Below are 12,007 nucleotides of genomic sequence, written 5' to 3' on the forward strand. Positions count from 1 at the left end.
GGTTTTTGTTACCCGCGCGCCGTTCAAGCCGCTCATCAATTGTCTACTACGCTGAGTTTTGTGACTCGATTATGCACGTACCTTCCGATAGGCTTCAGCCGCATGGTGCAACCAAGGTGGAGGATCGAAATGCAGATTTCACGTCGCGCGTTCACGGCGTCTTCAATTGCGGGTCTCGCAGCAACATTGACCACGGCGCCGGTATTCGCTCAGGAAGCGTCTATAAGCGACGAACTTTTGGGAAGATCTGATTTTTGGACCGCTTTGGAGGCCTACGTTTACGCGTATCCGCTGGTCACTATGGAATATACTCGACGTGTCCTCACCAACGTCGCTGAGCCGCGTGGTACAAAAGCGCCGATGGGTCAGATCGGTCGATTGCGCGAATACCCGAACGCCTCTTTTCGGGATGTGACCGCCCCAAATGCGGACACCCTGTACACGTATGCGTTTTTCGATGTGGGGCAGGAGCCGTATGTCTTGAGCATCCCGGACATGGGAGATCGATACGCACTGTTTCCAATGCTCGACGGTTGGACCAACGTCTTTGAAGTGCCGGGAAAACGAACCACCGGAACTGGCGCACAGACTTACGCGATAACGGGACCGGGTTGGTCGGGAACGCTGCCTGACGGAGTTACCGAGTACAAATCACCGACCAGCATGGTTTGGCTGCTAGGTCGCATCTATTGCACCGGCACTCCCGAGGACTATGCCGCCGTCCATAAAATTCAGGATGAGGTCAAACTCGTTCCGCTGAGCGCCTACGGAAAAGACTACACACCGCCTTCGGGTAAAGTTGATCCCGAGATCGATATGAAGACGGCTGTGCGCGAGCAGGTCAATGCGCTGGATACAGTCGCGTACTTCACGCAGTTCTGCGAATTGCTCAAGACCAACCCGCCCGCTGCGTCCGATGCGCCCATACTGGAAAAACTGGCGACCATCGGAATTGTCCCCGGTAAGGATTTCGATGCGAGCAAATTGGACGTCATTCTCCATAAGCGGCTTCCGCAGATCGCCTATGCGCGCATCATGTTGCACTTCAAGGACAGTGGCGGAGACATCAATGACATCAATGGCTGGGCGTATACGACGAAGACTGGCCTGTATGGCACCGATTATGTCCAGCGAGCCTTAATCACGGCAATCGGCCTCGGAGCCAACCGACCTCAGGATGCCGTCTACCCGACAAGCAGAAAATCGGGCGGGGGCTTGTTTGCCCGAGACTACAACGGTTCGGAAAAATACGTCATCAATTTTCCGAAAGGCCATTTGCCCCCGGTAAACGGCTTCTGGTCGATTACCATGTATGACGCCGGATTTTTCTTCGTAGATAACCCACTGAATCGCTACTCCATCAGTCCACGTCAGGATCTCAAGGCAAACGCGGACGGTTCTACAACCATCTATATCCAGCACGAGTCGCCGGGGGCGGAGAAGGAATCCAACTGGCTTCCTGCGCCGAAAGACAAGTTCATTTTGATGATGCGCTTGTACTGGCCGAAAGAGGGTAATCCTTCGATCCTTGACGGATCGTGGGTCCTGCCCGCTGCTACGAAGATCGACTAAGCGTCCACACAGCCCATTGCGCTTGGAAACCCGGCCTCAAAAGCCGGGTTTCTCTTTACCGGCGTTCGTTCATGTGCACCTGCGATCTTTTTTTCTATCGCGACAAATGACCGATGAGCACGATGTTTCCGTCGCTATTGCCGCATTCGCAGCGCAGCCGGTGACGTAGGTTCATTAAGTACATATCGCCGTAACGTCGGAGGATCGCATCCTTGTCGAACCATCCGAGATGGCCGCAAGCACCACACTTAGCGCCGAGGACTTCCCACTGATTCAGCCCCCGGAGCGTGTGAAACTGCTCGGGGTTATGCAGGTAATAACGGGCCGGTCGGAACGGAGGTTCGAGGTCGATGCTGCGCCGATGTTTCATCTCTCGCCCCATTCGCGGAATGAGAACAAAATGGGAACATAATCCCAAGGGAGTCAACGTCGCATCCGGTAAATAACGGATGACGACACGCACTATCAACAAATCCGGCCTCGATCTCGTCAAGCAGTTTGAGGGGCTTCGCACCACCGCTTACCTCTGCCCCGCTGGCATACCGACAATCGGCTACGGCAGCACACACGGCCTCACACCCGGGGATGTCGGCCGCAAGAAAATCACAGCACCACAAGCGGAAATCCTGTTACGCGCGGACCTCGTTCGATTTGAGAAGGCCGTTAGTCGACTGGTCACTGTCCCGCTGACGGATAATCAGTTTGCTGCGCTCGTCTCATGGACGTTCAACCTGGGAGAAGGCAACCTAGTCAAGTCCACACTGCTCAAGCGCATCAACGCCAAGGCTCCGATTACGGACAAAACCGACGCGAACGGGAATGTCATTGTTCCGGGTATCGAGCGTAGTTGGATGCAGTGGGTGAATGCTGGTGGCAAACGCCTACAGGGGCTGGTCAATCGCCGTGCGGCGGAGATGAAACTCTGGAAGAAGCCGTGAGGGACTATTGGTCTTGCTCGGGCTGGCAAGGTGGTATGACCGCCGTCACAGCCGCGCTTCTTTTCGAGAGATTCCACCAAACTGAACAATGGCGGAAGCGACTTTTTGCGCCAGTTGGGTTTCCAGATCGATTGGCTTGGAAGCGTCGATGCTCGCATCATAACTATCGCTCCACACGATTGCCCTAGTCTCCCGCGTAACCAACCGCACGAGCAAACGCATACTGTTGCCCCCTATGCGTACACTGCCTTGGAGCAAATAGCCTTGGTCACCGGGGCCGGATGAGGCTTGCGTTTCTTCATCATCGCTCACATCGGGAACGATGACGTTCATTCCGTGCTGTTTTGCCAACTGCAGGATGACTTCGTACGTGACGCTTTTGGCCAGTCTTGCGGCATGCGATTGTCCGGTGAGGTCTTCGAAGGGCATCACGGTGACAGTTGGCGCCGCTGAAAGTGTTGGCGCTTCGCTGTTCTGGATCAAACGCCCGGACACATCGAGCAACAAGATTGCGGCGCACGTGAAACCCCGACCCATGCGACCACCTGCCTTAGTTTCGAACTGGCAGGTGGCACCGTGCCATCAGACGGTAACGTGTCGTCGGCTTCCAGTTCGGGCTCCCGGTTATGAGAAGTCCATGTAAACTGCGGTACGTAGCCGCCCCGAGGGATACCAATTAGTATCGGATCGCGGCTCCCGGAAAGCAGGTAGTAGCGTTCCAGTTCTCTACGCAAGCGACCCGCTTCGATGCGAACGACTGGATCGTTCTGAGCATCAAAACTCCCATCACGTCCGAAAACTTCAAGGGCAATTGAGAATGCTTTGATGCGGTCCGCGCGCCCTTGGAGTGTCTCTTCTATGATGTATTTCAGGAACTGGCGACTGCGGGAGGGAGTATTGAAGTCGCGGCTGTTTAGAATGCGCTCGAGTTGAGCGCGAACATCAGGTTCCGGTGGCTGTTCCTCGGGAAAGCCCAACTGCAATGCGCTTACGGTACTCATGCTACCACCTCCACTGGGATGCATCCCATGGTAGGGCACCCAACCTCATCTTGGCATGCAATTACGAGTAGAAATCAGCGGCTTGGTATTGCTTGTCGTCCTTGGACGTCTCAGCCAGAAGAACGATCTAATGCTCACCTTAAGTGGTATTTTATCGGCGTCAAGCGCAAAACGCCTCACGTTTTTCGTGAGTTAGGACTTGGGCCATAAGCGCGGATAAAGACCGACTTTTGCGGTTCCCGATTAAATACGGATGGCAGGACTCTCATTGTGATGGGTTCACAAACATAGGCAGAAACCCATCATGGTTGAAACAATCGTCGCGTTCTTCAAAGCACTATCTGCGTTCTTCGCAAGCATCGGTATTGATCCGACTCACTTCATTGCGGGACTAGCCGGTGCATTCGTTCGTGCCATAGTGCAGAACAAAAAACTCACGTGGGAACTCCTTAGTAACGTAGTCGTGGGAGCACTTTGCGCAACCTATTTGACCCCACTAATCGTCCTCTACGCGGGTATTGCAGCAACACCGGGATTGGCTTTCGGTATCGGATTGATCGGCATGTATATGGCCGAAGGCGTGCTGAAACTAGCGCAAAGGTGGGCAGCAAATCCAAAACTGCCAAAGGAGGCATACGCAAAGGATGTCTTTGACCTGATTAAGCAGGACGAGGAACCTGAGAACTAAGCCAGAGCGATGGATGCATAAATACCCCTGAGAAGAAATCAAGGAGCACAAAATGAGCAACGTCATCATCAAGGATCAAGTCCCACTGTATCGAGCAGGAAACGTTTACAACTGCCACGTCAACAACCATACGATCCTCGCGGACAACGAGACGGAACTATTTGAGACTATCGGCCAAGTGATCGAGCCGGAATACCTGGCACCCTTTGAGGGTAAGGGCTTCACATGGTCATTCGTGCGCGACGATACAGCCGGGGAATACCAAGTGGCCCGAAAGAACCCGGAATATCGGGCGAATGCGACCACCGGCCCAACACTAGCATTGGGCTCAGGCCCGAACGGTCATTTCACCCCATATGGGACATTCCTCGTTTATCCGCGCCAAGCCACCTTTGAGGCCATCGACTGGATCGACGCCAATTGCAAGGGAACGGTTCTCGCTTGGACGCTCCCATGCACGGACCTGCATTTCTACCTGTTTGAGGATGCCAAAGAGGCCATGCTGTTCAAATTGCAGGGTGGCACGCCATGACGCAGCGCATGCTCAATTCTACCTTGCCGGGCAACCTCCTCCCCAATAACAATTCCCTTGGGTCAAGATGGGAGAATCAATGCTCAGATGCTTTGGGATATTTGGGGTATTGCTGGCGACTTCTGGCGCCGCCCAGTATATGCCGCCGACAGACTATTCGGGCACTTACTATTGCAAAATGACAGCGAGCGCGGGGTTGCACCTGAATAAGCAGTTGCAACAGTGGGAGCCGATCATTTTCAATGTTGATGATGTCGCTTACACGGTGAAGGTCATCAATACCGGCGATATCCACCAAAACCAGTATCTGGGCGATCAATTGATTCACCTCGTGAACGTGCGTGAATTCGGTTCTTCTGAAGAGGCCCGCAACTGCGTTGGCCGTCAGATCATCGAAGGCAAGTACGGCGAGAAGATCCCAATCGGCGCTTCGGGCGATGTAACCTGCCGGTATTTTGGTTCTGAGTACCGGCTGAATTTTAAGACCTTGCGCATGCAAGTGTCTTTCGACGGCGGCTACATGGATGATTGGAGCGAGAACCAAGACACGCCATACGTAGCCGTGGGCAAATGCGATAAGATCGGTTGAGTCAGCATGTACGAGGACAATACCGTTTTTGTCGTAGGCGCTGGAGCAAGTGCGGAGTTCGGACTTCCGATTGGTTGGAAACTGCTCGAAAAGATACGGGACAACAGCCACTTCGAATTTGACTACGGACCGTTGCCATCAAAAGGCATTAGGAAGGTATTCGAGTGCGTCTATGAGAAGTACGCGAACGAGCGTGAGGTGCTGGATCAGGCCATCAAGACATTCGCGGATATTAATCGCGGAGTCGAAACAGCAGGCTCAATTGACGAGTACATAAACCGATACAGCGACGATCCATTAATCGCGGAACTCGGAAAGATTCAAATTGCCTATGCGATATTGGAAGCCGAAGGGAAATCGAACCTCGTGCCATCAAAGGGACGAGAAAGAGACGGCATAAACTGGGATGGTATGCAGGATACGTGGATATCCACATTCACCCGCGCGCTATTCGATGGCGTGAAAGCCGGCGACGTTGAGAGCATCGGCCACAATATTGCGATCATATGCTTTAATTATGATCGCTGCATAGAGCACTATTTGGAACACGCCATTATGCGCGCGTATCGTGAGGTGGATCGGAAGACCGCAAGGAAAATCGTGTCGGATATGGACATAATCCATCCGTATGGTTCACTTGGCAACCTAAGCCGGTTCTCTTATGGAACACCGCTCGAAAACGCCGACCTTTATCATATCACCAAGAACCTGATTACTTGGTCGGAAACGGTCAAAGATGTTACTCTTATCACGCGAATGAAGGACGCGATAAAGGAAGCCAGAAACATCGTTTTCTTGGGATTCGCATTTGCAAACCAAAACATGGAACTTCTCAACGCCCAATTGCCGGAAAGAAAGGCGCATTGCACGAATGTCTACGCGACCGGTTTCGGCTTGTCGGATGTCATTGAGGTCAAGTTAAAGAAAAAGATTATGCAACTTTACTCGCCTGTCGCAGATGCTGAATATGCGAGGTTTGTTGGAATAAAGTACAACATGAAGTGCAAGGATTTCATGAATAGCCAGTTGTTGAATTTTACGGATTGAAATCAGCGACGTATCAACGGAAAAATTGCAGAATTCGCATAGGTTCACATAAACAACACCAGACACGCACAAGCATCCCAACAATCGCAGGAAATCCGAAGAGCGAAGCATTTTTCACCATGCCTCTCATAGCGCAACCGAAAAGACTTCTTGCCCTTGCATTCGCATGGCAACAGGTAACGGGCAATGCACGTTGACTGTTACCGAGGGGCTTACAACCAATGCAACCTACGACTTATGTTGCTTATTATCGCGTGTCCACCGCAAAGCAGGGACAAAGCCAATTGGGGCTAGAAGCGCAACGAGTAGCGGTTGCTCAATACCGGCCAATTGCAGAGTTCATAGAGGTGGAGTCCGGGGCAATCGATAACAGGCCGGAATTGCATCACGCTTTGGAACTTGCAAGGGAAACGAAGTCCACACTGGTCATTGCCAAGTTGGATCGGTTGTCTCGTGACGTCGAGTTCATCGCACGCACGATGAAACAGGGTGTTCCGATCCGTTGTGCGGATATGCCGGATGCAGATGAGTTCCAATTGCACCTGTATGCGGTACTCGCACACAAAGAACGCAGGATGATATCCGAGCGGACCAAAGCGGCACTGGCGGCGGCTAAAGATCGTGGCGTTAAGTTGGGTGGCGCACGCGGAACGGATAAGTCGGAAGCCCACGCGGAAAGCATTCGCCCGTTTATTCAGAGTCTCAATGGTGCAGGCATTACGACGCCAGCGGCCATTTGCAAGGAATTGAACCAACGCGGCTACGAGACGGTCACAGGCAAACGCTGGCATATCTCACAGGTTACGCGACTTCTGGAACGCCTTGGAGAGTAGGGGCTTACACCACCCCCTATGGGGTCTTAAAAATCTCTATTACATGCGTCCGCAGAATTGATACAAGTTCTAGATGTCAGAGGGGAGTGTGATGCCTACCGATTTGCTGCCGACATTTTGGGAGGACGAAGAATATGTCTATATCCCAGAAGAGTTTTTCCAATATTTGCCCCCGGAGATGCTAAAGGACGTGAGTGCTAGAAAATTGAAGGGGCTGTCGGTCCTAGAAGTAGTAGACAAAGATATCAAGAATCTAATCCGCCTTGGCAATGCCTTTCCTACAATGATCAGTTTGCGGTATATTCAGTATCGTCTGGCAAACACGAAATTTGAACTGACATCGGAAGGCATGTTAGAGCAGGAAATGCTGACCTCAGTCTTCGCCATCACCTATGCGCGGCTCATCCATGGAGGGCTCGGCAGTGGCGTTTCCAGGGATAGTTTGCCGGCTCATCTCCGCACTTCGCATGATTACCTGCTAGAAGTTCGCAACAAGCGATTTGCGCATAACGTTGGTCATGAATCTATCAGCAGCGGTATCGCCATCGATTTTGACGAGACGCGATTCAACGTCAAACTAAACTTTAATATGGGCTTCCATGTCGGGGGAGCAAATGAGTGGTCGGAACTGGTCGCTTTTCTCGATGGACTGATGCACGAAAAACTTCACATTCAACTCGCACGGTTGAAAGAAAAAACCGGCTACGACTGGACTTTTCCAACTGGGCCCGCGCCGCCGTGGGCCGATAAATCGGCCGAGACCATGGACGATGGAACTGAAAGAGCCACTGACGAATGAAGTGGAAGAATCGAAATCTTAGGGCGTTAGCAGACATCATTTGCGGAAATGTCGATAACTTTCCTTATCGTTCAAGCAGTTTCATCACCGAATTCTTCGAGGATTGCGACCTCGACTATGTGCACGATGGAAGCACTCGTTGGGCTTGGGTTGCCCAACGGCTTGAAGATGTACTTGCGCAGCCTCAGCAAGCACCAAATCTTCCTCCACATGCCTTTCTGCGCATTATTCGGACTGTCCTCGTCAAGAACGAGGCCCAAGAGGGTGACGAGGATAGGAGCAAAGCCCTCGCAGCCTTGAACAACGTTCTCACGGGGGAAGGCTGGATTGCCTTTTATGATGACAACGGTATCGCGCAACTACGACACATACCAACCAACACCATCGCGGATATAGCGAACCCTCATCGCCCGCTCACTCCGGCAGAGTTGGAGAGGAAAGAGCGGCTTATGTCCTATCTTGATGCCTGCTCGGAAGACGAACTTATCGAAGACCTGCTATTGCCGTTGTTTAGACAACTTGGCTTTCATCGGATCACAGCGGCGGGCCACAAGGACAAGGCGCTTGAGTACGGCAAAGACGTTTGGATGAAGTTCACGCTTCCCACGCTTCACGTCATCTATTTTGGAATTCAGGCGAAGAAGGGGAAACTCGATGCGGCAGGCATGAGCAAAGCAAATACCAGCAACGTGGGAGAGATTTTGAACCAAGTCACGATGATGTTAGGTCACGAAATTTTCGATCCTGAACTTAATCGGCGTGTGCTGGTGGATCACGCTTTCATAGTGGCGGGTGGAGAGATCACCAAGCAGGCGCGCAATTGGCTCGGCGAGCGGCTTGACGCCTCGAAACGAGCGCAGGTCATGTTCATGGACCGAGAAGACATTCTCAACCTCTTTATAGTCACGAACTTACCTCTGCCAAAAGGTGCGCTCCCGCCAGCCAAGCAGCCGTATACGGATGATGACGATATACCCTTCTAGTAGCGGCAGTCTTCGGTTGCCCTGAATTTCCACGGCTGGACCACAACCTTTAGGGATCGCGGCAAATAATAATATACGTCCAAAATTTTGATCTCGACCGATCCACAGTCGATGCGTTCAAAAAGGATTGCTCGCGCCCAACTTATTCGGGTCTTGAAAAATCTTCGGCATGAGTTGCGCCGCTCGATCCTTCGTCAGAGCGCAATCGCTTGTTGTCATGCGGCCTTTGTAGGCATTGAAACTCTGCTCCATTGCGTACCAAATCTTGTCGCGATCAGACTTTGGAGTAGGCGTCGACGCAACAAATTTCCCTATTTCTGCTTCAACACTTTCCATTTCATCAGCAGTGAACGACTCTTGATTCTCCGCGCACAGGTTGCCGACCATGAATGTCATGTACAAGTCCTGCAGCACCTCTAGTTCGCGTGACGGCTCGGGATGATGGAAAATGCTGCTTTCGTTCGATTGGTTTATCTCTTCGGCGCGCTTTGCCATTTGTTCGGAGCGTTCTGCTTCAGCCGCTTTCGCTTGCTGTTGCTGATCAACACCCCTGTTGTTCTCATGTGCAGATGCATTCCGGTCCTTGATTTTGGCCGCTTGTTCTAGCAGTGGAACGGTCGCATTCATCCAGACAGAACTATCCACCCTATGTCGGGATTCAATCCCGTCCGTAATGTCTTTAAGCAGACTCTCTTCATCGGATGTTAGAACTGACTCATAGCCGTCATCATTGCGTACACCAACCTTCTCTTCTAGTCCTTCGAGGTCGGCTTTATTCTCGACGTAAAATTCTTCCGCCTCCCGTTGATTCCTGAGTTCGGGTAGTTGAGCCTGCGCTTCGTCAATGCGCATGAACAAAGAGCGTTCAAGGTGTCGCTCGTTGTAGGTGGCAAAGTTGTCGCCGGGTGTATCGTTGGCGCATTGCTGTATTGCGCCCTTGAGAGCGACAAAATCCTCGGGGCTAAAGTCGGTAATCGGATCCCCAAACAATTGCGCTGTGTCGTTGTCGCTGACCAAGGACTGCTCCCAATTGAACGAAGCCAACGCGTCGCAAGACGGCATGGTCACAGCCCCAGCCGGCAGTGCAATCAGAAGGTAGGTGGCAGGCAGAATTGACCAAACGCGCATAAGGCACTCCCTCGCTATGCTCCTGACGTTAAATGCGAATTCCCCAATAGCAAGTGCATCACCGACTAAATCTTCGGTTGCCCTGAGTACTCAACGGCTATTGATGGGAAAGCACAGCGCAATTGTGCGCTGGTGCAAAGGTAGATCGAAGATGACGAACGCACTGGAACTTCTCAAGGCAAGCGCAACGACTGGTCATGTTGGTGGCCGTAGCCCGTTGGATATCTTCTACGACAAGATCAACACGCAGATCGAGTTCGCCAAGCAGGTCAAGGCTGGCAAGGACATCAACACGCGCAGTCTGTGGTTCCGTAAAGACGGCGCTGGCTACGTGGTGCGGATCGGCCGCAACGCTTTCGAGATCGCCGGCAGCAAACTGTTCCGTGCATCGGATCTCGATGCGGTCGTGGAACTGCTGGTCGCCGCAAAGGCTGCCATCGAGCAGGATAAGAAACTGCAAGACGTGATCGCCCTGCATAGCATGGAACGTTCGGAGCGGCTGAAGGCAGGCCGTGCGAAGGGGAAGGGCAAGAAGTAACTGCTGCGATTGTTTGCGCAAGCAATCGGATGGCCCTGCCGGAAACGGCAGGGCTTTTTCGTGCCTTCGGCTTTGGCCTGGCTGTCGCCTACATGCGATCCAGATACTCGTCGCACCATGCGTACTTCGAGCCAAATGTCCTCCAGGCAAACCTCCACATCGCCCCCCCTTCGGCCCAGCCTTGGCATCTAAGCCTGAAGTTCTCTTCCCGGCTCGCTTTGACATATGGCGCGCTGGCCGCTGCATAGCGTTCCATCCTGCGGTCTTCATGTTGTTTTGCGGCTATCGCGCACATGACTAATGGGCCGAACACGATCAACACTGCGGCAATGCGGAGGATGTTCGGTAACAATGTAAAAAATCTCAGCATGACTTCCTCGGTATGCACTTGCGAGCGTACCTACTGGTCCGCTGCTGGGGTACATCGCACGCTAGAGTTTCAGGATCGCTAACGGGGTAGCCTAAGAAGCACAGAGGCTCGTCCGTTACAGGGGAGGGTAGGTCATGCGTATTGCAGCGCGAGGATGCTGCTGCGTTTCCTTATGCCTTTACGGGTGCGTATGACTGCACATCATAGGAGGCCGCTAAGCAGTCAAGGACGCGAGGGCAGGCACAATGCTACGCGTGGTGCTGCTAAGTCATGATCGCAGCGGAAGAAGTGTCTGAGGGTGCCTGTGACAGCAGGGACTTCATAGGTGTCGCGGCAAACATAGGCCTACCACCCCTATGGGGTCTTTAAAGTCTCTGTAACATGCGTCCGCAGATTTGATACCAAACCTGTTGCGTCCGAAACGTGCCCTTTGAACTTAGTCCAAATTTTCCAATGAATCTGTTTGCTGATATTTCATATCCCAATACGCGAGCCGCGTATTGTTACTAGTCGACACTAGCCAGAACCGTTGACCGATTTTGGCTCCGAAAAACATCTGTCCGTCGCGATAAACCCCGAGATTGACTACCAGCATGTTGTAGTCGGGCTCATGCCGCACGAGTTTGAGAACCCGCTGATTGTGGAAATCCACAATGTTGAGATCGAGAGGGCATTCGTAAGCACGGACATGCGGGTTCGCTGCGATAAAGTCTTGAACTTGATCGATCCATTTTTGCGGGACGAAGAAAGAGGTGTCGTTTTCAAATTCGGCGGCGGCACGAGTCGCCAGTTTGCTGGCATGGTCCCAGTGATAAGCATCGATCCACCCCTGCGAGTTCGCCCATCGGTACTTGACCGCATCAACAACGACTTGGGGATTCACTGGATTGTCAAATGTATTCATTGGTCTGGTCCGTATTGGGGTTTGTCACCGTATAGGGCCGGTACGTAAATTTTTCTGATTCACTTACATTTTAATTTCGACAAAT

General features: G+C 52.4%; 13 protein-coding genes and 1 pseudogene. 10 read left to right on the forward strand and 4 right to left on the reverse strand.

Annotation, left to right across the window (positions count from 1 at the left end):
* Positions 1 to 129 precede the first annotated feature (129 nt).
* Both F3Y30_RS09310 and F3Y30_RS09315 read left to right on the forward strand, forming a co-directional pair.
* The gene (locus tag F3Y30_RS09310) at positions 130 to 1,572 is read left to right on the forward strand and encodes a DUF1254 domain-containing protein (protein WP_203426156.1); all 1,443 of its coding nucleotides are present in this window, start codon (positions 130 to 132) and stop codon (positions 1,570 to 1,572) included.
* 449 nt (positions 1,573 to 2,021) lie between these two features.
* The gene (locus F3Y30_RS09315) at positions 2,022 to 2,510 is read left to right on the forward strand and encodes a lysozyme (RefSeq protein WP_203426157.1); all 489 of its coding nucleotides are present in this window, start codon (positions 2,022 to 2,024) and stop codon (positions 2,508 to 2,510) included.
* A gap of 45 nt (positions 2,511 to 2,555) precedes the next feature.
* On the opposite strand, the gene F3Y30_RS09320 is transcribed toward F3Y30_RS09315, so the two are convergent.
* Complete coding sequence (locus F3Y30_RS09320) at positions 2,556 to 3,017, reverse strand: hypothetical protein (protein ID WP_203426158.1); 462 nt, start codon at positions 3,015 to 3,017, stop codon at positions 2,556 to 2,558.
* Positions 3,018 to 3,151: 134 nt separating this feature from the next.
* A pseudogene (locus F3Y30_RS09325) lies at positions 3,152 to 3,511 on the reverse strand (hypothetical protein); the annotation flags it as partial.
* 304 nt (positions 3,512 to 3,815) lie between these two features.
* Here F3Y30_RS09325 and F3Y30_RS09330 point away from each other — a divergent pair.
* From F3Y30_RS09330 to F3Y30_RS09360, 7 genes are all read left to right on the forward strand, one after another.
* Positions 3,816 to 4,199 (forward strand): hypothetical protein, encoded by a 384-nt coding sequence (locus F3Y30_RS09330; protein ID WP_203426160.1) that lies wholly within the window; start codon positions 3,816 to 3,818, stop codon positions 4,197 to 4,199.
* Positions 4,200 to 4,251: 52 nt separating this feature from the next.
* Positions 4,252 to 4,731, forward strand: coding sequence for a hypothetical protein (locus tag F3Y30_RS09335; RefSeq protein ID WP_203426161.1), 480 nt, complete (start codon positions 4,252 to 4,254; stop codon positions 4,729 to 4,731).
* 79 nt (positions 4,732 to 4,810) lie between these two features.
* Positions 4,811 to 5,320, forward strand: coding sequence for a hypothetical protein (locus tag F3Y30_RS09340; RefSeq protein ID WP_203426162.1), 510 nt, complete (start codon positions 4,811 to 4,813; stop codon positions 5,318 to 5,320).
* Between the two features lie 6 nt (positions 5,321 to 5,326).
* Positions 5,327 to 6,367, forward strand: a complete 1,041-nt coding sequence (locus F3Y30_RS09345) for a hypothetical protein (protein WP_203426163.1) — start codon at positions 5,327 to 5,329, stop codon at positions 6,365 to 6,367.
* Positions 6,368 to 6,588: 221 nt separating this feature from the next.
* Entirely contained in the window at positions 6,589 to 7,200 is a 612-nt protein-coding gene (locus F3Y30_RS09350; RefSeq protein WP_203426164.1) for a recombinase family protein, read from the forward strand.
* 91 nt (positions 7,201 to 7,291) lie between these two features.
* A complete protein-coding gene (locus tag F3Y30_RS09355) occupies positions 7,292 to 7,999 on the forward strand; it encodes a hypothetical protein (protein ID WP_203426165.1) in 708 nt (235 codons plus the stop codon).
* Positions 7,996 to 8,982, forward strand: a complete 987-nt coding sequence (locus F3Y30_RS09360; protein WP_203426166.1) for a hypothetical protein — start codon at positions 7,996 to 7,998, stop codon at positions 8,980 to 8,982. The genes F3Y30_RS09355 and F3Y30_RS09360 overlap by 4 nt, the downstream gene beginning before the upstream one ends.
* Before the next feature lie 117 nt (positions 8,983 to 9,099).
* On the opposite strand, the gene F3Y30_RS09365 is transcribed toward F3Y30_RS09360, so the two are convergent.
* The gene (locus F3Y30_RS09365; RefSeq protein WP_203426167.1) at positions 9,100 to 10,110 is read right to left on the reverse strand and encodes a hypothetical protein; all 1,011 of its coding nucleotides are present in this window, start codon (positions 10,108 to 10,110) and stop codon (positions 9,100 to 9,102) included.
* Between the two features lie 151 nt (positions 10,111 to 10,261).
* Between F3Y30_RS09365 and F3Y30_RS09370 the strand changes: the two genes are divergently transcribed.
* Entirely contained in the window at positions 10,262 to 10,648 is a 387-nt protein-coding gene (locus F3Y30_RS09370) for a hypothetical protein (protein WP_203426168.1), read from the forward strand.
* Between the two features lie 806 nt (positions 10,649 to 11,454).
* Here the strand turns inward: F3Y30_RS09370 and F3Y30_RS09375 are convergent.
* Positions 11,455 to 11,922 carry a hypothetical protein gene (locus tag F3Y30_RS09375; protein ID WP_203426169.1) on the reverse strand — a complete coding sequence of 156 codons (468 nt, stop codon included), beginning with the start codon at positions 11,920 to 11,922 and terminating at the stop codon, positions 11,455 to 11,457.
* Positions 11,923 to 12,007: the final 85 nt, after the last annotated feature.

It is taken from the genome of Sinorhizobium sp. BG8, assembly GCF_016864555.1.
Lineage (GTDB): Bacteria > Pseudomonadota > Alphaproteobacteria > Rhizobiales > Rhizobiaceae > BG8.